The 21,685-nt window shown below is 61.1% G+C and carries 22 protein-coding genes and 1 tRNA gene; 9 read left to right on the top strand and 14 right to left on the bottom strand.

The features are described from left to right. Positions 1-2: 2 nt before the first annotated feature. The 4 genes from EFR00_RS26085 to EFR00_RS26070 all read right to left on the bottom strand — a co-directional run bounded on the left by EFR00_RS26085 (position 3) and on the right by EFR00_RS26070 (position 4,688). Positions 3-974, bottom strand: coding sequence for an ABC transporter permease (locus tag EFR00_RS26085; protein WP_077995046.1), 972 nt, complete (start codon positions 972-974; stop codon positions 3-5). Between the two features lie 10 nt (positions 975-984). After that, on the bottom strand, positions 985-2,088 hold the full coding sequence (locus tag EFR00_RS26080; protein WP_077995047.1) for an ABC transporter permease: 1,104 nt from the start codon (positions 2,086-2,088) through the stop codon (positions 985-987). A 7-nt stretch (positions 2,089-2,095) separates the two neighbouring features. Continuing rightward, positions 2,096-3,607 carry an ABC transporter ATP-binding protein gene (locus tag EFR00_RS26075; RefSeq protein WP_039617281.1) on the bottom strand — a complete coding sequence of 504 codons (1,512 nt, stop codon included), beginning with the start codon at positions 3,605-3,607 and terminating at the stop codon, positions 2,096-2,098. Positions 3,608-3,695: 88 nt separating this feature from the next. Continuing rightward, complete coding sequence (locus tag EFR00_RS26070; protein WP_077995048.1) at positions 3,696-4,688, bottom strand: BMP family lipoprotein; 993 nt, start codon at positions 4,686-4,688, stop codon at positions 3,696-3,698. A 156-nt stretch (positions 4,689-4,844) separates the two neighbouring features. Between EFR00_RS26070 and EFR00_RS26065 the strand changes: the two genes are divergently transcribed. Then, on the top strand, positions 4,845-5,036 hold the full coding sequence (locus EFR00_RS26065) for a hypothetical protein (RefSeq protein ID WP_125864864.1): 192 nt from the start codon (positions 4,845-4,847) through the stop codon (positions 5,034-5,036). Here the strand turns inward: EFR00_RS26065 and EFR00_RS26060 are convergent. After that, entirely contained in the window at positions 4,997-5,314 is a 318-nt protein-coding gene (locus EFR00_RS26060; protein WP_038686170.1) for a hypothetical protein, read from the bottom strand. The genes EFR00_RS26065 and EFR00_RS26060 overlap by 40 nt on opposite strands. Positions 5,315-5,541: 227 nt before the next feature. Here EFR00_RS26060 and EFR00_RS26055 point away from each other — a divergent pair. After that, a tRNA-Ser gene (locus EFR00_RS26055) sits at positions 5,542-5,631 on the top strand. A 32-nt stretch (positions 5,632-5,663) separates the two neighbouring features. On the opposite strand, the gene EFR00_RS26050 is transcribed toward EFR00_RS26055, so the two are convergent. After that, complete coding sequence (locus tag EFR00_RS26050; protein ID WP_077995049.1) at positions 5,664-5,954, bottom strand: type II toxin-antitoxin system RelE/ParE family toxin; 291 nt, start codon at positions 5,952-5,954, stop codon at positions 5,664-5,666. Positions 5,955-5,956: 2 nt separating this feature from the next. Further along, positions 5,957-6,208: a type II toxin-antitoxin system ParD family antitoxin gene (locus EFR00_RS26045; RefSeq protein ID WP_009994620.1), complete on the bottom strand. Its 252-nt coding sequence runs from the start codon at positions 6,206-6,208 to the stop codon at positions 5,957-5,959. 212 nt (positions 6,209-6,420) lie between these two features. Between EFR00_RS26045 and EFR00_RS26040 the strand changes: the two genes are divergently transcribed. Together EFR00_RS26040 and EFR00_RS26035 are read left to right on the top strand one after the other, a co-directional pair. Next, positions 6,421-6,630, top strand: coding sequence for a KTSC domain-containing protein (locus EFR00_RS26040; RefSeq protein ID WP_009994618.1), 210 nt, complete (start codon positions 6,421-6,423; stop codon positions 6,628-6,630). Between the two features lie 326 nt (positions 6,631-6,956). Then, complete coding sequence (locus EFR00_RS26035; RefSeq protein WP_010057833.1) at positions 6,957-7,181, top strand: CrpP-related protein; 225 nt, start codon at positions 6,957-6,959, stop codon at positions 7,179-7,181. On the opposite strand, the gene pncB is transcribed toward EFR00_RS26035, so the two are convergent. The 7 genes from pncB to EFR00_RS26000 all read right to left on the bottom strand — a co-directional run bounded on the left by pncB (position 7,178) and on the right by EFR00_RS26000 (position 16,051). Beyond that, entirely contained in the window at positions 7,178-8,482 is a 1,305-nt protein-coding gene (gene pncB / locus EFR00_RS26030) for a nicotinate phosphoribosyltransferase (protein ID WP_077995050.1), read from the bottom strand. The genes EFR00_RS26035 and pncB overlap by 4 nt on opposite strands. Positions 8,483-8,648: 166 nt before the next feature. Further along, positions 8,649-9,029 carry a hypothetical protein gene (locus EFR00_RS26025; RefSeq protein WP_009982537.1) on the bottom strand — a complete coding sequence of 127 codons (381 nt, stop codon included), beginning with the start codon at positions 9,027-9,029 and terminating at the stop codon, positions 8,649-8,651. 200 nt (positions 9,030-9,229) lie between these two features. Beyond that, on the bottom strand, positions 9,230-10,189 hold the full coding sequence (locus tag EFR00_RS26020; protein WP_077995051.1) for a 2-hydroxyacid dehydrogenase: 960 nt from the start codon (positions 10,187-10,189) through the stop codon (positions 9,230-9,232). 8 nt (positions 10,190-10,197) lie between these two features. Continuing rightward, positions 10,198-11,835 (bottom strand): ABC transporter ATP-binding protein, encoded by a 1,638-nt coding sequence (locus EFR00_RS26015; protein ID WP_077995052.1) that lies wholly within the window; start codon positions 11,833-11,835, stop codon positions 10,198-10,200. Then, positions 11,832-12,980 carry an ABC transporter permease gene (locus EFR00_RS26010; RefSeq protein WP_077995053.1) on the bottom strand — a complete coding sequence of 383 codons (1,149 nt, stop codon included), beginning with the start codon at positions 12,978-12,980 and terminating at the stop codon, positions 11,832-11,834. The genes EFR00_RS26015 and EFR00_RS26010 overlap by 4 nt, the downstream gene beginning before the upstream one ends. Next, complete coding sequence (locus tag EFR00_RS26005; RefSeq protein ID WP_038686157.1) at positions 12,980-14,068, bottom strand: microcin C ABC transporter permease YejB; 1,089 nt, start codon at positions 14,066-14,068, stop codon at positions 12,980-12,982. Before EFR00_RS26005 ends, EFR00_RS26010 begins: the two co-directional genes overlap by 1 nt. Before the next feature lie 150 nt (positions 14,069-14,218). Continuing rightward, a complete protein-coding gene (locus EFR00_RS26000) occupies positions 14,219-16,051 on the bottom strand; it encodes an extracellular solute-binding protein (protein ID WP_039617265.1) in 1,833 nt (610 codons plus the stop codon). A gap of 247 nt (positions 16,052-16,298) precedes the next feature. On the opposite strand from EFR00_RS26000, the gene mepA reads away from it, so the two are divergent. The 5 genes from mepA (at position 16,299) to dapB (ending at position 21,668) form a co-directional block, all read left to right on the top strand. Then, the gene (gene mepA, locus EFR00_RS25995) at positions 16,299-17,414 is read left to right on the top strand and encodes a penicillin-insensitive murein endopeptidase (RefSeq protein WP_039617263.1); all 1,116 of its coding nucleotides are present in this window, start codon (positions 16,299-16,301) and stop codon (positions 17,412-17,414) included. Positions 17,415-17,498: 84 nt separating this feature from the next. Then, a complete protein-coding gene (locus EFR00_RS25990) occupies positions 17,499-17,879 on the top strand; it encodes a methylglyoxal synthase (protein WP_010061364.1) in 381 nt (126 codons plus the stop codon). A gap of 17 nt (positions 17,880-17,896) precedes the next feature. Beyond that, positions 17,897-18,919, top strand: coding sequence for a glucokinase (locus tag EFR00_RS25985; protein WP_077995054.1), 1,023 nt, complete (start codon positions 17,897-17,899; stop codon positions 18,917-18,919). A gap of 123 nt (positions 18,920-19,042) precedes the next feature. Continuing rightward, on the top strand, positions 19,043-20,830 hold the full coding sequence (locus tag EFR00_RS25980) for an ABC transporter ATP-binding protein (protein ID WP_077995055.1): 1,788 nt from the start codon (positions 19,043-19,045) through the stop codon (positions 20,828-20,830). A gap of 13 nt (positions 20,831-20,843) precedes the next feature. Further along, the gene (gene dapB / locus EFR00_RS25975; RefSeq protein WP_077995100.1) at positions 20,844-21,668 is read left to right on the top strand and encodes a 4-hydroxy-tetrahydrodipicolinate reductase; all 825 of its coding nucleotides are present in this window, start codon (positions 20,844-20,846) and stop codon (positions 21,666-21,668) included. Positions 21,669-21,685: the final 17 nt, after the last annotated feature.

Here is a 21,685-nt window from a genome sequence, read left to right as displayed (position 1 = left end):
GATCAACGTTCCTTCGTATAGGGCACGCCGCCGGCCTTCGGCGGGATTGCGACGCCGATGAAGCCGGCAAGCAGGATGCAGGTGAGGACATAGGGCAGCGCCTGAAAGACCTGGACCGGCACTGCGCCGATCAGCGGCACCTGCTTGCCCTGCATGAAATTCGCCAGCGCATCGAGGAAGCCGAAGAGCAGACAGGCGAACATGACAGGCACCGGCTTCCACTTGGCGAAAACCAGAGCAGCGAGCGCGATATAGCCCTTGCCGGCCGACATGTCCTTGATGAAGGCGGCGGACTGGGCGATCGCCAGATAGGTGCCGGCAAAGCCGCAGAGGATGCCGGCGCACATGACGGCGCGGTAGCGTAGCCAGGCGACCGAGATGCCCGCAGTGTCGACCGCACCCGGATTTTCGCCGACGGCGCGAAGCCTGAGGCCGAAGCGCGTGCGATAAAGCACCCACCAGGAGAAGGGTACGGCGAGGAAGGCGAGATAGGTGAGGATATTGTTGCCCGATATGACATTGGCGTAGAGCGGGCCGATGATCGGCACGTCACGCATGGCATCGGCGCCCGGCAGAATGATCGGCGCGAAGCGCGCATCCGGCGGCAGCTGCGGCGTGCGGCCGCCCTGGCCGAACCAGGCCTGACCGAGGACGATGGTGATGCCGGCGATGAAGAAATTGATCGCCACGCCCGAAACGATCTGATTGCCGCGGTTGGTGATCGAGGCGAAGCCGTGCACCAGGCTCAGCGCCACCGAGCAGACGATGCCGGCGCCGAGCCCCAGCCAGGCCGAGCCGGTGAGATAGGCCACACAGGCAGCGGCGAAGGCCGAGCCCAGCATCTTGCCTTCGAGGCCGATATCGAAAACGCCCGCGCGCTCGGAAAACAGGCCGGCGAGTGCTGTGAAGATCAGCGGGATGGAGAGCCGGACCGTCGAACTCAGGACGTTGATGAAAATCTCGTAGTAATCCATCGTCCGCTCCTCAGGCTGGCTTGAACTGCTGGTAGATGTGCACCATTACCGGCCGGAACATGTATTCCAGCGCACCGGCAAAGAGGATCACCAGACCCTGGATGACGAGGATCATCTCACGGGTGATATTCGGCATTTCGAAAGAGATCCAGTCACCACCCTGATAGAGGGTGCCGAAAAGGATCGCCGCCAGGATGATGCCGAGCGGATGGTTGCGGCCCATCAGCGAGACGGCGATGCCGACGAAGCCGGCGCCGCCGACGAACTCCACCTGCAGACGGGCGGAAGAGCCCATGACGGGATTGAGCGCCATCATGCCGGCCAGCGCGCCGGAAAGCAGCATGGCGATGATGACGATGCGCGCATAGGGAATGCCGGCATAGTCGGCGGCTGTCGAGCTTACACCCAGCGTGCGCATCTCGAAGCCGAGCTTAGTGCGCCAGATGAGGATCCAGACAAACCAGGCGGCAAAGAGGGCGACGATGAAGGAGACGTTAAACGGGGCGGCACCGAGCTTGGCTCCGAACATCGTCATCAGCCAACCGAGCTTAGGAAGCTGACCGCCTTCGAGAAAGGTGCGGGTTTCCGGCGCCATCTTGCCCGGCACGATCAGCACGTGCACCAGCAGATAGACCATGAGGGCGGCGGCGATATAGTTGAACATGATCGTCGTGATGACGATGTGGCTGCCGCGCTTGGCCTGGAGGAAAGCGGGAATGAAGGCCCAGGCTGCGCCCAAAATGCCGGCGCCGACGATGGCGACCGGCATCGTCACGTACCAGGGCACGTAATTGTCGAGCGCCAGCGCCACCAGTGCGCAGCCGAGGCCGCCGATATAGGCCTGGCCTTCGGAGCCGATGTTGAAGAGACCGGCATGGATCGCCACCGCAACGGAAAGGCCGGTGAAGATGAAGCTGGTCGCATAATAGAGTGTGAAGCCTATGCCTTCACCGCTGCCAAAAGCACCCTCGATAAGCAGGGAAAGGGCGGCAAGCGGGCTCTCGCCGATCAGCCAGACGACGAAGCCGGAGATCAGGAAGGCGACGATGAGGTTCAGAAGCGGGATCAGGCCGTAGTTGATCCAGTTTGGTAGCGGAACGGAAGCAGTGCTCATAAGGGCCTCACGCGGCAATGCCGGCCATCATCAGGCCGAGGGTCTGTTCACCGGCATCGGGCGTCTTCTCGCCGACGATGTTGCCGGCAAACATGACAAGGATACGGTCCGAAAGGGCGCGGATTTCGTCGAGTTCGACGGAGACGAGCAGGATCGCCTTGCCAGCATCGCGCATTTCGATAATCCGGCGGTGGATGAATTCGATGGCGCCGATATCGACGCCGCGCGTCGGCTGGCCGATGATCAGCATCTTCGGGTCGCGTTCGATTTCGCGGGCGACGACGATCTTCTGCTGATTGCCGCCGGAAAAATTCGCCGTCTTCAGGCGCGGGTTCGGCGGGCGGATGTCGTATTTTTCGATCTTCTCCATCGCATCCCTGCGGATCGCTTCGAGATCGAGCAGCGGACCTTTGCTGTAGCCCGGACGGCGGTGATAGCCGAGCACGGAATTTTCATATTCCTCGAATTTCAGGACCAGGCCCATATGGTGGCGGTCCTCGGGAATATGGGCGAGGCCGAGATCGCGCAGGCGGGCTGGATCGGCCTTGTCGATCGTCTGGCCGTCGAGGAGGATTTCGCCGGAGGCGGGCTTGCGGATACCGGCAATCGCCTCCAGCAATTCGGACTGGCCGTTGCCGGCAACCCCGGCTATGCCGACGATCTCGCCGGCGCGGACATCGAAGGAGACGTTGTCGACCATGGTGACGCCGCGATTGTCTTTGACCGTCAGGTTGCGAACCGTGAGCACCGGAGCGCCGGGGTTCGCCTCACCCTTCTGGACGCGCAGCAGCACGCGACGGCCGACCATCAGCTCGGCAAGCTCCTCAACCGTCGTTTCCGCCGTCTTGCGGGTCGCGACCATCTCGCCGCGGCGCATGACCGAAACGGTATCGGTGATCGCCATGATCTCGCGCAGCTTGTGGGTGATGAGGATGATCGTCTTGCCCTGGTCGCGCAGCACCTTGAGGATGCGGAAAAGATGGTCGGCCTCCGCCGGCGTCAGCACGCCCGTCGGCTCGTCGAGGATCAGGATCTCTGCGCCGCGATACATGGCTTTCAGGATTTCGACGCGCTGCTGCAGGCCGACCGGCAGCTCTTCGATGAGTGCATCGGGATCGACTTCCAGCCCATATTCCGTTTCCAGCCGCTTGAGCTCGGCACGGGCCGATGCGACGCCTCTGGCCAACAGCGAGCCGCCTTCGGCGCCGAGCATGATATTCTCGAGCACGGTGAAATTATCGACCAGCATGAAATGCTGGTGCACCATGCCGATGCCGGCTGCGATCGCCGCCTGGCTGTCACGGATGGTGACGGGTTTGCCGTTGACGCGGATCTCGCCGCTGTCGGCGTGGTAAAAACCGTAAATGATCGACATCAGCGTCGATTTGCCGGCGCCGTTCTCGCCGATGATGCCGTGGATCGTGCCCTTGGCAACGGTGAGATTGATGTCCTTGTTGGCGTGGACGGCACCGAATTTCTTATCGATGCCGACAAGCTCGATAGCGGGCTTATCTGTCACAGCAGGCTCCAAATAAGAAAAGGGCGTATGGCGAAAATCCCCTCCGCCATACGCCCGATCTCAATCGTCAATTACATCAGGGCGCGGATCACTTCGGGCAAGAATTGTCCGAGGTGTAATCGTGAACCTTGACAGTTCCGGCGATGATATCGGCCTTGGCCTTGTCAACGGCAGCCTGCATTTCCGGCGTGATCAGCGACTTGTTGTTGTCGTCGATCGCGGCGCCGACACCATCTTCCTTGACGCCGAGCGCCTGGACGCCGCCGGTGAACTTGTCGTTCTTCGTGTCGGTGAAGGCGTTGTAGACGGCAAGGTCGACGCGCTTGACCATCGAAGTCAGCACCGAGCCCGGATGCAGATGGTTCTGGTTGGAGTCGACGCCAATCGACAGCTTCTTGTTGTCGGCGGCGGTCTGCAGAACGCCGAGGCCGGTGGCGCCGGCTGCCGCGTAAATGACGTCGGCGCCCTGGTCGATCTGGTTCTTGGTGAGCTCGCCGCCGCGAACCGGGTCATTCCAGGCCGCACCTGTTGTGCCGGTCATGTTCTGGAAAACCTGGATGTCGGCCTTGGCGGCGCGAGCGCCCTGCTCATAGCCGCATTCGAATTTGCGGATCAGCGGAATGTCCATGCCGCCGACGAAACCGACCTTACCGGTCTTGGAGGCCATGCCGGCGAGAATACCGACGAGATAGGAGCCTTCTTCTTCCTTGTAGACGACCGAACGGACGTTCGGCTTGTCGACGACGGAGTCGACGATGATGAACTTGGTGTCGGGGAATTCGGCTGCGACCTTCTCAATGGCCGAAGTCCAGGCGAAGGAAACGGCGACCACGGGGTTGAAGCCGCGGCTTGCGAAGTTGCGGATGGCCTGTTCGCCCTGGGTGTCGCCCGTCGGCTCGAAGTCGCGATAGGCAATGCCGGTCTCGGCCTTGAACTTCTCGGCGCCATTGTAGGCTGCCTCGTTGAAGGACTTATCGAACTTCCCGCCGGTGCCGTAAACCAGCGCCGGCTTGACATCGGCGGCCAGCGCCGTCGTCGACATGGCAGCCACGGCAATAAGAGTGAGAAGGGATTTTTTCATTGTGCAGCCCTGTTGTTGCTATTCGTTAGGGGTCCTCCCGCAAGTCCTTTGCGGACATGTCTGCGGAACCACCGACCTCCCCCCGGAGGCCTGGCTGCGCGCATCCTTGCATGGCTCACGGAAAAATTCACCAGAAATTTTTCAGGCGGTAAAGATTTGCAGCAATTGCTGAAAATCAGTTCTGCCGGGCGGATTTTTGGACATCTCGCCGACCGGGATGCGGATTTTTTAGCCGATCCGCTGGCCGTTGCTGAAACCGGGGACGGGCAAATGCACCCGGTCTTTTGCCGGATCGACGGCTCAAGCACCTATGCAGTGAAGCGACCGGCGATCGGCGGCTTCTTATAGCCGATCATCCAGAGAAGCAGCGCGATCACCAGAAAGACGGCAAAGGCCGGCTGGAGCATCAGCCACTGGAAGATAAAGGCGTAGAAACGGGGATGGATATAGTAGGAAAGCGCAGATTGCAGCGAGGTCAGCGTGTCCGGACTCACATCCTGCCAGGCCTCCGACATCGGCGTCATGACAACGGCGGATGCCGCAACCGACTGGATCGAATCGATGGTCCCGGCAATAACGGCCGCCGCAAGCGCGACAAGACTGGCCAGACGCAACAGGAAACGCATCAACTCCTCCGACGCTTCGATATGCCGGACAATTCCGGCGGACCCCGCGCCATTCTCCGCCTTGAGAATTACATAGTCATCGATGGGGTGAAGCACAATGGACGGGCGCAGGCGAGTTTTATCCGAAGAAGTCAAAAAACTGTTAGATTTGGGTTGATCGGCAAAAATTCATCGGTATATATCGCGCCGTTCCGACGATTTGCTCCTCTCCTGGTGCGAACGCCAAAGGACAGGTGGCCGAGTGGTTTAAGGCGCACGCCTGGAACGCGTGTGTACGTGAAAGCGTACCGAGGGTTCGAATCCCTCCCTGTCCGCCATTCTTCGCATTTTCATCCAACAGAGTGAAATTTTAAACCTGACTGGACCAATCTTCGTGTCCGTGGCGAATACGGACAATGAGAACATTATCGCCCTCCGCAATCGTATAAACGACGAGATGGGCCTTGAACGGATGAATGCACATCGGAGGAGAAATTTCATGCCGTTCGCGCGCCATACGGGGATTGGCAGCAATCAGATCAAAAATGGCGTAGAGTTCATCATGGTAGCGCCGAGCGTGCGCTGAGCCAAACAGGCGAATGCCCGTTTCGGCTATGCCGACAATGTCCTCTTCCGCTTCTTCCGCAAGGCGAAAGCCCATCATCAATTGCCGCGAGAGCTTTCCTCGCGCGCCCGAGCAGCCTCAAACAGCTCGTCCTTCGACCGCGACCCGACGCCGCTCTTCAAGCCTTCATCGACAAAGCGCTGCATAGCTGCGACCTTGTCGTTTCGCTCCTGATCTTTCCTGATGAGGTCGCGGACATAATCGCTCGCATTGGCATAACGGCCTGTTTTGGTTTGCGCTTCCACCCAATCTTTCATGGGATCGGGCAGCGATACGTTCATGGTCGCCATCGAAGCTCTCCGTTTCATCAAAATTGAGTTGTTTGGCAAAGTTTGTCAACATCGGCTGATCTCCCATAACGTGCGGAAACGAAGGCCCGATCCCCATCGAAGGAAACGCCAGGGTTGATCAGAAAGATTCCTGAATTTTTACCACGCTGCTTCACCGCGTCTTTGCACGTTTGGGTTTACCGTCTGCAAAACTAAAAACAGAGGTAAAACAGGTGGAAGAACTTTCGGTGAAGTCGAAGATCATCAAATCCGTCTATTTCAGCCAGGAAGACGGGCGGCTCAGGATTTGCTTTAGGAATGGCGAGGAGCGGCTGTTCGAGGGCGTTCCCTCTTCGGAAGCCCATGCGATGACGGCGGCACCGTCTCCCGGCCATTATTACCTCGACCGGATCAGAACCCGGTTTCGCAGGCTGGCGGCCTGAACAGTCGAGAATGCCGCAGCCGACCTGCCGGATCGTGTGGGATCGGCACAGATCCGGTGGATATTAGCCGACCGTTCACCATTGATCTGATCTTGGTTGGATCGCCCCGGCCGGAAGGCGACAAGTTGTCGGCGCTGCCGACTTGAAGATCGGCCAGCCGGGAGGCTCGGCGGCGGACCCCAGCCAGGAAGCCGGGCCTCCCCGTCAACTCAGCATCGAGATAGCAAATTAGGGCTAATCCTGTGAAAAACCGGAATCCCCGCATCCGGACTCGACAATGCTTCATTAGCATGATTGCATAAACCCAATCAAAAGAGGGGGTGACGATGTTCGAGGATCTGCTTGAGATGCAGGAACGCGGCGCACGCGACCGTGCGCTCGGCCGCAGCCTGGCCGACAATCCGATGTCGAAGCCGGATGTCCTGCCGATCACCGATCTGCAGGAATGGTATTCGATGTTCGACGCCTGGCGCTTCGGCTGGTCGATCGAGGACGCGATGGCCGGGCACATCGATATGCCCCGGGACGGCCGTACGGCGCGGCGAGCCTAAACCAGGACGGTCTGATCGACCCTGTCCTCGGTGCCGAAGAATTTCAGGTAACGTTCGACCTCTGCCGGTTCGCCCGTCGCCTTCTGCGGATTGTCTGAGAGCTTCACCGCCGGACGGCCATTGGCGTCGCTGACTTTGCAGACGACCGAGATCGGGTTGAGGCCCGATATTTCGGTCGGGGCACAGCCGGCAAAATCATTCGTCAGATTCGTGCCCCAGCCGAAGCTCATCCGCACGCGGCCTTCGAAATGCCGGTAAGTGTCGATGATGGCGTCCACATCGAGGCCGTCGGAGAAGATCAGCAGCTTCTGGCGCGGATCGCGGCCCATCTTTTTCCACCAGTCGATGATCTTCTCACCGCCCTCGATCGGCGGCGCGCTGTCCGGGCGAAAGCCGGTCCAGTCGGCCACCCATTCCGGCGCGTCGCGCAGGAAAGCCGCGGTGCCAAAGGCATCCGGCAGGACGATCAGAAGGTTGCCGCCATAGAGCTTGTTCCAGTCGCGCAGGATCTTATAAGGGGCGGTGCGCAGCTGCTCGTCGGTTTGCGCCAGGGCAGCGGCCACCATCGGCAGCTCATGGGCATTGGTACCGACCGCTTCGAGATCGGAATCCATTGCCAGCAATACATTGCTGGTGCCGGTAAAAGCCGGGCCGATGCCTTCCTTCAGCGCCTCGACGCACCAGCGCTGCCAGAGAAAACTGTGGCGGCGGCGGGTGCCGAAATCGGAAATGCGTAAACCCGGCAGTTCCCTCAGCCGCTCGACCTTCGACCACATCTTCGCCTTGGCGCGGGCATAGAGCACGTCAAGGGTGAAAGGGCCGAGCGCTTTCATCGCCGAGCGCGAGCGCAGCTCGTTGACGATCGCGAGCGCCGGGATCTCCCACATCGTGGTTTCCTTCCAGGCCCCGTGAAAATCCAGCACATACTGGCCGTCCTTCTTCGACAGCTCGTATTCCGGGAGCTGGAAGTTGGAAAGCCAGGCGAGGAATTCCGGCTCGAAAATCTGCGCGCGGCCGTAGAAGCTGTTACCAGCCAGCCAGATCATCTCCTTCTTGGAAAGCCTCAGCGTACGGGCGTGATCCAGCTGTTCACGCAATTCGCCTTCGTCGATCTCCTCGGCGAGGTGGACGCGTTTCGTCCGATTGATCAACGTGAAGGAGGCATTGACGTCTGGATAGAGCTTCCAGATCATCTGCAGCATCAGCAGCTTGTAGAAGTCGGTATCGATCAGGCTGCGGATGATCGGGTCGAGCTTCCACGCGTGATTGTAGACGCGTCTTGCAATATCGGTCTTGGCCATGAATTCCTGCCCCTGTCCCATCCGGTCAGGTGCTGCCAAGTTTGCGGGCCGGCGCACGAAACCGGCTCGTGCGTCTTCTTATCGAAAAATCAGCGGGCAAAGTCCAGATAAAACATAAACATCCCGCCGCGTCCTGGCGGCGGGATGGAAGATACGTTGATTTGCTCTATTGGGCCGGCGCCGCCGGCTGGGTCGGTGCCGCGGGCTGGGCGGGTGCCGCAGGCGCCGCATCCGGGGCCGGTGCTGTCGCCGGCGTCTCGGTCGGCACCGCATTGCTGTTCTGCTGCGTCGGGGCAGGTGCTGCGTCCGATTGCTGCTGCTGGAGTTGCTGGCCGGGCTGTTGCGGCGCAACCTCGTCCGCCTCGCGATTACCCCAGATCTCGACCGGGATCCAGACCACGAAAGCGAGGATCAGGGCGACGAGCAGCACCGTCAGGATGCGGTATCCCGTGCGCCCCTGTTTTGCCTTGACCGGCGGGATCTGCTCTTCCTTGTGAAGCTTGCCGTCGGATTTTTCCCAGCGTGTTTCCGTCTGATGCGCCATCATCGTCTCCTTCCGCTGACTTAGAGCATGATGTCGAAAAGTGTGAGCGGTTTTCGGACGACATTATGCTCTAACTCTTTAATTTAGAACAGGATTCAGATTTCAGGCCGACCGGGCCTAAAAGCATCCTGTTCTAGCGGCCGATGCGGCCGCAAGAAACGTTCGCAGAGAAAACGGTCAGTCGTCTCGAAGGTTCCGGAGGCTCAATAACCGGCGGCGCGGTCGATCACGAATTGCAGCGATTCACCGCGCTCGAAACGGGCGATCTGCGTCTCGACATGGCGGAACAGCGCGGTCTCTTCGGAGACCGCCGCGTCATGCGGGGTGATGAAGACGTTTTCCAACTCCCACAGCGGGCTATCCGACGCCAAGGGCTCCACCTCGAAAACGTCAAGCGAAGCGCCGCCGAGGATGCCGCTGCGGATGGCCGAGACGATGTCGGACTCGACCTGGCTCCGGCCACGGCCTGCATTGATGAAGATCGGCCGCCCCAGCGCACCGTCGCGGCGGAGCTTCTTAAACAGCCCGCCATCATAAAACCCCGTGGTGTCAGGTGTCAGCGGCAAGAGGCCGACGAGAATGTCGGTCCTGGCGAGGAACCCGTCCAGTTCGCGCGCATCGAAGGTCTCTACGCCATCAATCTGTTTGCGGGTCCGCGACCAGCCGACGACGTTGAACCCCATCACTTTCAGCTTGGCGACCGCGTCCTGCCCGAGCACGCCGAGGCCCATGACGCCGACCGTCACTTCCGCCGCTTCGGGCGCGATCAGCTTGGCCCATTCCCGCCGTCGTTGGCTGATATCATGGGCGTATTGCCCGCGCAGATGCATCAGGCATTGCATCACCACCCACTCGCTCATGCGGGTGGTCAGGCTGCGATCGACGAACCGAACGATCGGTATCTCAGGCAAGCCGTCCATGCCGACGATATGGTCGACGCCGGCGCCGCCCGAGAAGATCACCTTGAGGTTCGGCGCCCTTTTGAAAAGATCGGCATCCGGCTTCCAGAGAAGCGCGTATTCGGCCACGCTGAGATCCCGGGTCCGATCGGCCGGATAGGCGAGATTGATGCTGCCACGGTCGGCAAATGCCGTTTTCAGCACGCGGGCGACACCTTCGGGATTGAACTTGATGTCGACGAGAACAGGAGGATGTGCGGACATGGTGTTCTTTACTGTTGCACGGCGGGCGTCGGCACCGCCTCGATGTTGAAGGCGGCGGCCATCAGCGCCTTGGTGTAATCGTCCTTCGGAGCGCGGAAGATTTCCGAGGACGGCCCCTGCTCCACCACCTTGCCGAAACGCATGACGATGACGTCGTTGGCGAGCGCCTTCACCACCTTCAGATCATGGCTGATGAAGAGATAGGCGAGGTCGTGCTTCTTCTGCAGGTCGCGCAGGAGATCGACCACCTGGGCCTGGACGCTCATATCGAGCGCAGAGGTCGGCTCGTCGAGCATGACGAAGCGCGGTTTGAGCACCATGGCGCGGGCAATGGCGATGCGCTGGCGCTGGCCGCCGGAAAATTCATGCGGGTAACGCCAGCGGGTCAGGGGGTCGAGACCAACCTCCTCCAGCGCCCAGCATACGCGCTGGTCACGCTCTTCGGCGCTTAAAGCGCGCTCATGCACCTTCAGCCCTTCGGCAATGATATCGCCGACCGACATGCGCGGGCTGAGCGAGCCGTAAGGATCCTGGAAGACGATCTGCAGCTGGTTGCGCAGCGGCCGCATCTCGCTGAACGAATAGCCGGCTATATCCTTGCCGACGAAAGCGATCCGCCCCTGCGAGGAGATCAGCCGCGTGAGCGCCAGACCGAGCGTCGTCTTGCCGGAACCGGACTCGCCGACGACGCCGAGCGTCTGGCCGGCGCGCAGCGAAAGATCGATGCCGTCGACCGCCTTCACATGGTCGACGACACGGCGCATCAGCCCTGCCTTGATCGGGAACCAGACGCGGATATCGGACCCTTCCATCACCACCGGCTTCGACGGATCGGCAAGCGGCGGCTCGCCGCGCGGCTCGGAGGCAAGGAGGTGGCGGGTATAATCGTGCTTCGGATTGGCGAAGACCTCCGCGACGGTCCCTGTCTCGACGATCCTGCCCTTGGTCATCACGCAGACGCGATCGGCGAATTTGCGCACGATGCCGAGATCATGGGTGATGAACAGCAGCGACATGCCGTGCGCCGCCTTCAATTGCCGCAGCAGTTCGAGGATCTGCGCCTGCACGGTGACGTCGAGCGCGGTGGTCGGCTCGTCGGCGATCAGCAATTCCGGCCGGTTGGCGAGCGCCATGGCGATCATGACACGCTGGCGCTGCCCGCCGGACAGTTCGTGCGGATAGGCCTTCAGCCGCTTTTCCGGCTCGCGGATGCCGACCTGGTTCAACAATTCCAGCACACGCTGGCGCGCCGGCTGGCCGGTGATGCCCTGATGCAGGGCGAGGATTTCGGCGATCTGCTTCTCGATCGTATGAAGCGGATTGAGCGAGGTCATTGGCTCCTGGAAGATCATGGTGATGTCGTTGCCGCGAACCTCACGCAACGCCCGCTCCGACGCCTTCAAGAGGTCCTTGCCCTTGAACAGGATTTCGCCGGAGGGATGGCTTGCGGAGGGATAGGGCAAAAGCTTCAGGATCGAATTGGCCGAGACCGACTTGCCGGAACCGGATTCGCCGACCAGCGCCACGACCTCGCCCTTGGCGATATCGAAGGAGATGTGATCGACGGCAAGCGACGTCTCGCCGCCCTGATGAAAGGCAACCGAGAGATCGCGGACGGAAAGGAGCGGTTCTGTCATGTCATTCATTGGAACGTCTTCCTCGGATCGAAGGCGTCGCGCACGGCTTCGCCGATGAAGATCAGCAGAGACAGCATGATCGACATGGCGAAGAAGGCCGTCAGCCCGAGCCAGGGCGCCTGCAGGTTGGTCTTGCCCTGGGCGATCATCTCGCCGAGCGAGGGGGAGCCAGGCGGCATGCCGAAGCCCAGGAAATCGAGCGAGGTCAGCGTCGTGATCGAGCCGGAGAGGATGAAAGGCAGGAAGGTCAGCGTCGCGACCATGGCGTTCGGCAGCAGATGGCGCCACATGATGGTGCGGTTGTTGACGCCGAGGGCGCGGGCGGCGCGGACATATTCGAAATTGCGGGCGCGCAGGAATTCAGCGCGCACGACGCCGACGAAGCCGACCCAGGAAAAGAGCAGCATGATGCCGAGCAGCACGAAGAAGCCGGGCGGCAGGATGGCGGCGATGATGAGCAGGATGTAGAGCACCGGCATCGACGACCAGATCTCGATGAAGCGCTGCAGCAAAAGATCGGTCCAGCCGCCGAAATAACCCTGCACCGCGCCGGCCGTCACGCCAATGATTGCCGAGCAGATGGTGAGCGCCAGCCCGAAGAGCACCGAGATGCGGAAGCCGTAGATGACGCGGGCGAGCACGTCGCGGGCCTGATCGTCGGTGCCGAGCCAATTGAGGTTGCCGAGCGTGCAGGCGGGATCGTTCACGCCTTCAGGATAACCGGAGCAGCGCTCCTCCTTGGTCATCAGCCAGAACGGAGCAGTCGGCGCCGAATGCGGAATGTTGGAGTTGACCGAGCGGTAGGAATAGCGGATTGGCGGCCAGATCATCCAGCCATTGGCGTTGATCTCGTCTGATATCACCGAGGAACGGTAATCGGTTTCGGCGAGGAAGCCGCCGAACTTCTCCTCGGGATAGTCGATCAGTACCGGAAACAGGATCTCACCCTTGTAGGAGGCGATGATCGGCCGGTCGTTGGCGAGGAACTCGGCGAAGAGACTGAGCACGAATAGCAGCAGGAACAGCCACAGCGACCAGTAGCCGCGGCCGTTCGCCCGGAAATTCTTCCAGCGGCGGATATTTGTCGGCGACAGCAGGCCCTTGCGCGGCGGCTTGACGGGGGTTGCAGTGACGGGATTTGCGGCAGCGTCCATCAGACATCCCTCCGCTCGAAATCGATGCGCGGATCGATCCAGGTGTAGATCAGGTCGGAGATCAGGCTGACGAAAAGGCCGAGCAGCGAGAAGATGTAGAGGGTGGCAAAGACGATCGGATAATCCCGGTTGACCACCGAGAGATAGCCGAGGCGGCCGAGACCGTCGAGCGAGAAGATGTTCTCGATCAGCAGTGAGCCGGTGAAGAAGGCGGAGATGAAAGCGCCGGGAAAACCGGCGATGATGATCAACATGGCATTGCGGAAAACATGGCCATAGAGCACCTGCCGCTCGTTCAGCCCCTTGGCGCGGGCCGTGACGACATATTGCTTCTTGATCTCCTCGATGAAGGAATTCTTGGTGAGCAGCGTCGTCGTGGCGAAAGCGGCGAGCGAAAGCGAGATCAGCGGCAGAGTGAGGTGCCAGAAATAATCGAGCGGCTTCTGCCACCAAGGGAGCTGGTCGAAATTGTCGGAGACGAGCCCCCGCAGCGGGAACCAGTCGTAGAAGGAGCCGCCGGCGAACAGCACGATCAGCAGGATGCCGAAGAGAAAGCTCGGCACGGCATAGCCGACGACGATGACGCCCGAGGTCCAGACATCGAAGGTCGATCCGTCCTTCACCGCCTTGCGGATGCCGAGCGGAATGGAGATCGCATAGGAGAAGATCAGGATCCAGATGCCGAGCGAGATCGACACCGGCAGCTTTTCCTTGATCAGGTCCAGCACGGAAGTGTTGCGGAAGAAGCTTTCGCCGAAATCGAAGCGGATGTAGTTCCACATCATCTCGCCGAAACGCGTCAGCGGCGGCTTGTCGAAGCCGAATTGCTTTTCAAGCTTGGCGATCAGCTCCGGATCGAGGCCCTGGGCGCCGCGATATTTCGAGCTTTCTTCGCCTCCTCCTCCGCCGAGAAGATCACCGCCGCCGGACAGGCGCTGATCGGCGCTGTCGGCTTGGCCGGTCAATTGGGCAATAACCTGCTCAACCGGACCGCCGGGTGCGAATTGCACGACGATGAAGGAAATCGCCATGATGCCGACGATGGTCGGAATCATCAAAAGCAGGCGGCGAATGACATAAGCGCCCATCAGCCTTCAGCCTCCGGGAATGTTTTTCTTGTCTGCACGCCGTTCAGTCCAGTGCCGCTCAATCCGCCAGCCTTCCCTTGCCGGCCCCGCCGGCTTGTCGTGATTCGCTCGGGCCATTTGGAGCCCAGAGCCCCTGCTTTGCAAGCCCGCTCATTTTGCCGAGGTGGACCACCAGGCATCGGGGAAGCCAAGGCCATAGGCCGGAAACTCGGCAGGATGCGTGACCGTGTTCCAATAGGCGATGTTATAGGTATCGCGGTAGAATAGCGGGATTACGTAGTGATTTGCCAGCAATACCCGATCCATGGCCTTGATCGCTGCAACCTGTTCTTCGCGGTTGGGCGCGAAGATGATCATGCGAACGAGTTCATCGACGGCCGGGTTGGCGATACCGGCATAATTGCGAGAGCCTTGCTGGTTGACCGAGCCGGAGCCCCAATAGTCGGCCTGCTCATTACCTGGGTTCAAGGTCTGCGCCCAGACGTTCCAAATCATGTCGTAGTCAAAGCTGCGTTCGCGGTTTACAGCTTGCGAGGCGTCGACCGTACGGACGCGGGCATCTATTCCAATTTTCTTGAGGTTGTTGGCGTAAGGAACCGCCCAGCGCTCCAACATCGGGCTTGACAACAGGATCTCGAAACTCATCGGCTGGCCGGTCTTGGTATTAACCATCCGGTTGTTCTTGATCTCCCAGCCGGCTTCTTTCAGCAGCCCAATCGCCTTGCGGAGGTTGTCGCGGCTTTTCTGCGGATCGCCGCCGACCGGATTGGTATAAGGCGTCGTGAAGACCTCCGGCGGAACCTTGTCCTTCATACCCTGAAGGATTTCCAGCTCTCTACCCTGCGGAAGGCCGGAGGAGGCGAGGTCGGTGTTCCAGAAATAACTATCGATCCGCTTGTAACTGTTAAAAGCAACCGTACGGTTCAACTCTTCGAAATCAAAACCGTAATTCAGCGCCCTGCGGACTCTGATGTCCTTGAACAGGTCTCGCCGCATGTTGGGCACGAGCGCCTGCAGGATGCCGGTGGACCGCAGCGGGTTCTTGACCTCCTCCTTCTTGACCTTTCCTTCCTTTACCGCGGGAAAATCATACCCCGTTGCCCAGCGGGCAGCCGTAGTTTCCTGCCAATAGTCACTGTTGCCGGCGCGAAACGCTTCGAACTCAACATCGCGATCGCCGAAATAGGTGTAGGTGACGTTGCGGAAATTGTTCTGGCCGACATTCACGTTGAGGTCCTTGCCCCAATAGTCGTCACGCAGTTCATAGCGGATGGTCGCGCCCGGGGAGAAGGATGCGATCTTGTAAGGCCCGGACCCCATTACGGGCTCGAGCGTCGTCTTTGAGATATCGCGCGGTTTGCCGTCCGGCCCCTGTCCCTCCCACCAATGTTTGGGCACGACCACCAACTGCCCGAGAATATTGGGCAGTTCGCGATTGTTCTTCTCGTCGAAAGTGAAGGTGACGTCACGCTCGCCGGTCTTTTCCGCCTTCAGCACGTGACTATAATAATTGGCCGTGAGAGGATTGAGCTCCTTCGTCTTATCAAGACTGAAGATGACGTCCTCAGGCGTGACCGGCTGACCATCCGCCCATTTCGCTTCCTTGCGCAGGCGAAAGGTCGCGCTGGAGACGTCAGCCGGAAAGGACAGGCCCTCTGCGAGCAGACCATAGGAGACAAGGAGTTCGTCTTCGGCCGGCTTCATCAACGTGTCGTAAACAAGCGACAGACCTACAGCTGCCTGGCCTTTGGCGAGCAGAGGATTGAAGGTGTCGAAGGCGCCACTGGCCGAAAGACGCAGGTCTCCACCTTTCGGGGCATCGGGATTGACGTAGTCGAAATGGGCAAAGCCCGGCTTGTACTTCATCTCACTGATGACCGAGCTTCCGATCAGAAACGGCTGGTCCTGACCAACAGCCCCCACCGGCGCCAAAACAGCCGCAAGGGAGAGAAACAAACCGATCTTCAACGACAGAAATGCCATTCCCACTTTCCCCTGACTATTGATGGTTCGACAATACGAGAAATAGGGGCGAAAAACAGGTAAGAGTTTGATTTTTGCTAGGCTCACGAAATATTCAAGCTACCCGGCCGTGTCTGAGATCCTCGAGGCTTAAGCCGCTGCGGCGATCCGTCACCGCCGCCTCCGGCGCCCGCCCGGCAAATCATCGATTCACCAAAATCTCTTTTCACGTTAGATTCGCAGACAAATCACTTCTCAAGGGAACAGCATGGCATTCGGCTTCACTCAAGCTTTCAGGACATTCGGCAGACTGGCGCTCGCCGGCGCAATCGGCGCAGGCCTTGCCGCCGGCGACGTCGGCGCCGAGCAGAAGACGCCGAGCCCGGGCAGCGCCAAGGCTCTGTTCGGCGGCGCCAGCCTGCCGACGCAGGGACCGGCGCAGCCGATCGGCTTTTATGCCAAGGGCTGCATGACCGGCGCTGTGGCGCTGCCGACCGACGGCCCGACCTGGCAGGCGATGCGGCTTTCGCGCAACCGCCGCTGGGGCAACCCCGCGATGATCGCGCTCTTGGAACGGTTTTCGCAGGATGCGGTCAAATATGCCGGCTGGCCGGGCATTCTCGTCGGCGACATCGCCCAGCCGCGCGGCGGGCCGATGCTCAACGGCCATTCCTCGCACCAGATCGGCCTCGATGCCGATATATGGTTCACTCCGATGCCCTCGCGCCGCCTGACGGCCGAGGAGCGTCAGTACCTGCCTTTCACCACCATGCTGCAAAAGAACAAATTCCTGACCGTCGATCCCAAGGTATGGACGGAATCGCGGGCTCGACTTTTGATGCTGGCGGCAAGCTATCCCCAGGTGGAGCGCATTTTTGTCAATCCCGCGATCAAGAAAAAGATGTGCGACACCTGGACGGGCGACCGCACCAACCTCGGCAAGCTCCGGCCGATATACGGTCATGACTCGCATTTTCACATCCGTATAAAGTGCCCGCCCGGTGCAGCCGGATGCACCCCGCAAGCTCCCGTCCCCGCGGGAGACGGCTGCGACAAGTCACTCGCCTATTGGTTCACGCCGGCGCCATGGGCGCCACCAAAACCGCCGAAGCCCGGCGCCAAGCCGCCGAAACCGCCGCGCGAGATGATGGTCTCCGACCTGCCAAAGGCCTGCGCTGCCGTGCTCGACGCCGCTTCCGTCACCTCGATGCAGGCCGCCACCTATGGCGGATCTTCTGCCGCGGGCGGACCTTCTGCCGCCAGCGGACCGTCTGCCGCAAGCGCGCTTGCCGCCGCGCCGACGGCGGCACCGGCCACCGACGATGACGACGGAGAACTGCCCGATGTCGGCCCGGTTCCGAACGACAAGCCGGCGATGCAATGAGGAGCGCCCGGCGCTGTCTTTCAAATCGCAAATTCTTGGTATAGAAGCGGTCAAATCGATTGAATTGTCCGGGCGGAGGGGTTGATGGCTGGCGGCAAATGCCTCGCATTGATTGCGCATGATCAGAAGAAGGACGACATGGCGGCGTTCGCCCGCGCCAACAAGGATCTTCTCTCGCGCTGGAAAATCGTCGCGACAGGTACGACCGGCGGGCGGGTGCTCGATGCCGCGCCCGACCTCAACGTCGTCAGGCTGAAAAGCGGCCCGCTCGGCGGCGACCAGCAGATCGGCGCGCTGATTTCGACCGGCGAGGTCGATGCCTTGATCTTCTTCGTCGACCCGCTGACGCCGATGCCGCATGATGTCGACGTGAAGGCGCTGATGCGGCTGGCAATCGTCTACGACATTCCGATGGCGCTCAACCACGCGACCGCTATAAAGCTCCTTCCCACCCTCGAAGCCTGATCAGCACGGAACCGGCCATGCCAAAACCGAACCACAGCACTCCGCTGCCTTTCCCGATCCTGATCGGCGATATCGGCGGCACCAATGCCCGCTTCTCCATCCTGTCCGATGCCTATGCCGAGCCGAAGCAGTTTCCGAATGTGCGCACGGCGGATTTCGCGACAATCGACGAAGCGATCCAGAAGGGCGTGCTCGACAAGACCGCGGTGCAGCCGCGCTCGGCAATCCTCGCCGTCGCCGGTCCGATCAACGACGACGAGATCCCGCTGACCAATTGCGACTGGGTGGTGCGGCCGAGGACAATGATCCAGGGCCTCGGCATCGAGGACGTGCTCGTCGTCAATGATTTCGAGGCGCAGGCGCTGGCGATCGCCGCCCTGTCGGATGAAAACCGCGAGCGCATCGGCAGCGCCACCGGCGACATGATCGCCTCGCGCGTCGTGCTCGGGCCCGGCACCGGCCTCGGCGTCGGCGGCCTCGTGCATGCCCAGCACAGCTGGATCCCGGTCCCCGGCGAAGGCGGCCATATCGATCTTGGGCCGCGCAGCAAACGCGATTATGACGTCTTTCCGCATATCGAGACGATCGAAGGCCGCGTTTCGGCCGAGCAGATCCTCTGCGGGCGCGGCCTCGTCAACCTCTATAACGCCATCTGTATCGTCGACGGCATTCAGCCGACGATGAAGGATCCGGCCGACATCACCTCGCACGCGCTTGCCGGCAGCGACAAGGCCGCCGTCGAGACCGTCTCGCTATTTGCCACCTATCTCGGCCGAGTGGCGGGCGACATGGCGATGGTGTTCATGGCGCGCGGCGGCGTCTATCTCTCCGGCGGCATCTCGCAGAAGATCCTCCCGGCGCTGAAGAAGCCGGAATTCCGCAGGGCCTTCGAGGACAAGGCGCCGCACACCGCGCTGCTTCGCACCATCCCGACCTATGTCGTGACGCACCCGCTGGCAGCCCTTGCCGGGCTTTCCTCCTATGCGCGCATGCCGGCCAATTTCGGTGTTTCGACGGAAGGCCGCCGCTGGCGGCGCTGAGCCGGCGCGCGTCCCTCCGGGACGCGCCGCGCTCTAGCCAAACCAGTCCCAACTCTTTATAGAGCCGGCGAAGTGCGCGCCATATTCACCGGCGCGCTTGGTCTCGGACAGGAAGCGTAATATTTGGAAGCCGTAGAAAGCAGGAAGCAGAGCGTCAGCAGCGATACCGTCACCGGCATCCTCAAGCGCATTATCGCTGAAAACGGCCGCGACCATCTCTGGGGTTATGTCTTCGCGATTGCCTGCCTGGTCATCGTGGCGCTTTCAACGGCCTTCACCGCCTGGATCATGCGGGCGATCATCGATGAGGCCTTCGCTAATCGCCGCGCCGACGTCGTCTGGATCATCTGCCTTTCGATCTTCGTCGCCTTTGTGCTGCGCGGTTTTGCGAGTTACGGTCAGGCAGTGGCGCTTTCCAAGGTCGGCAACGACATCGTCGCCCGGTATCAGCGCCGCCTTTATGCGCATCTGATGACACTTTCCGTCGGCTTCTTCAGCGAGGCGCGCTCGGCCCATATCGCCGCGCAGGTGAGCCAGAACGTCAGCGGCATCCGCGACGTGCTCAACCTGACGATCACGTCGACGGTCCGCGACCTCCTGACCTTCGTTTCGCTGATCGGCGTAATGGTCCTCCAGGACCCGCTGCTTAGCCTTTCCGTGTTCATCATGGCGCCGCCGCTGCTCTATGCGTTGCGTTATGTTTCCAAACGGCTGCGCTCGGCAACCCGCGAGGCCGTGCATCTGAACAGCCACGTGCTGGGCGCCATGCAGGAGACGATCCAGGGCATTGCCATCGTGAAAGCCTTCACGATGGAAGAGGAGCTGGAACGCAAGGTCAACAAACTTATCAAAGGCGCTGAAAACCGGGCAAACCGGATTGCCCGGCTTTCGGAACGCACCTCGCCTCTGACCGAGAGCTTTGCGGGCTTTGCCGTTGCCAGCGTGCTAGCCTATGCCGCCTACCGCTCGATCTATTACAACGTGCCGCCAGGCGCCTTCTTCTCCTTCGTCACCGCCTTGCTGCTGGCCTATGACCCGGCCCGCCGGCTTGCGCGCCTACAGGTGCAGATGGAGCGCGCCGTCGTCAATGCGCGGATGATCTATGAACTGCTCGACATGGAGCCGCGCCAGCGCGACCTGCCGGATGCTCAGCCGCTGACGGTGACGCAAGCCAGGATCGAATTCCGCAACGTTTCCTTCGGCTACGGCAATGAGAGCGTGCTGAGCGGAGTCAGCTTCATCGCCGAGGGCGGCGCGACGACGGCCCTGGTCGGACCATCGGGGGCCGGCAAATCCACGGTCATCAACCTCATTCCGCGCTTTTACGACCCACGCGAGGGCGAGATCCTGATCGACGGGCAGGACATCGCCCACATCACCAAGAAATCGCTGCGCCAGCAGCTCGCCTACGTCTCGCAGCAGCCTTATCTGTTCGAGGGCACGATCCGTGACAATATCCGCTATGGCCGGCCGGAAGCGACCGATGCCGAGGTGGAAGAGGCCGCCCGGCTTGCCTATGCGCATGACTTCATCTCAGCCCAGCCGCAGGGTTACGATACGCCGGTCGGCGAAAACGGCGTGACGCTTTCGGGCGGCCAGCGTCAGCGGCTTTCGATCGCGCGGGCTCTGGTGCGCAATGCGCCAATCCTGCTTCTCGACGAAGCGACGTCGGCGCTCGACACCGAATCCGAAGCCGCCGTGCAGAAGGCGCTCGACGAGGCGATGACCGGCCGCACCGTCGTCGTCATCGCCCACCGGCTCTCGACCGTGGTGCGCGCCGACAAGATCGTCGTCATGCAGCAGGGCCGGGTCGTCGAGGAAGGCAATCACGAGACGCTTGCGAAGGTCAGCGACGGTCTTTACGCTCGCCTCAACAATCTGCAGAGGCCTTCGGCCTCCGATACAAACTGACCTGGTGACCGAAATGAGCGATGCTGCGATGAAACTGGTGGTGGTCGGCGCGGCAGGGCGCATGGGACAGACGCTGATCCGGCTCATCCATTCGATCGAAGGTTTGGTGCTGCATGCCGCCGTCGATCGCGCCGGCTCGCCCTTCGTCGGTAAAGATGCCGGCGAAATTGCCGGCCTCGGCCCGACCGGCGTCATCATCGGCGACGATCCGCTCAATGCCTTCCTGCATGCCGACGGCGTGCTCGATTTCACTTCGCCTGCTGCAACAGTGGAATTCTCCGGCCTCGCCGCCCAAGCCCGCATCGTTCACGTGGTCGGCACCACCGGCTGTTCGGAAGACGACAATGCCAGGATCGCCGCCGCCGCCCGCCATGCCCGTGTCGTCAAGTCGGGCAATATGAGCCTCGGCGTCAATCTGCTGGGTGTGCTGGCCCAGCAGGCAGCGCGAGCGCTCGATCCTGTCGATTGGGACATCGAAATCCTGGAAATGCACCACAAGCACAAGGTGGATGCGCCTTCCGGCACCGCCCTTCTCCTCGGCGAAGCCGCGGCCAAGGGCCGCAATATCGATCTGGCCTCGAAATCGGTAACGGTGCGAGACGGCCATACCGGCGCCCGTGAGGCCGGCACGATCGGCTTTGCGACCTTGCGCGGCGGCTCCGTCATCGGCGAGCATTCCGTGCTTTTCGCCGGCGAAGGTGAAATCGTCACCCTGTCGCACAGTGCGGCCGACCGCTCGATCTTCGCGCGCGGCGCTATCAAGGCGGCCCTCTGGGCGCGCGATAAAAAGCCGGGCCTCTATTCCATGCTCGACGTGCTCGGGCTTTCTTCCCAATAACGACATTTCGGAGACAT

Origin of the sequence: Rhizobium sophoriradicis, assembly GCF_003939025.1 — a bacterium.
In the GTDB taxonomy this organism is placed as follows: domain Bacteria; phylum Pseudomonadota; class Alphaproteobacteria; order Rhizobiales; family Rhizobiaceae; genus Rhizobium; species Rhizobium sophoriradicis.
This window is presented reverse-complemented; position numbering and strand designations above follow the sequence as displayed.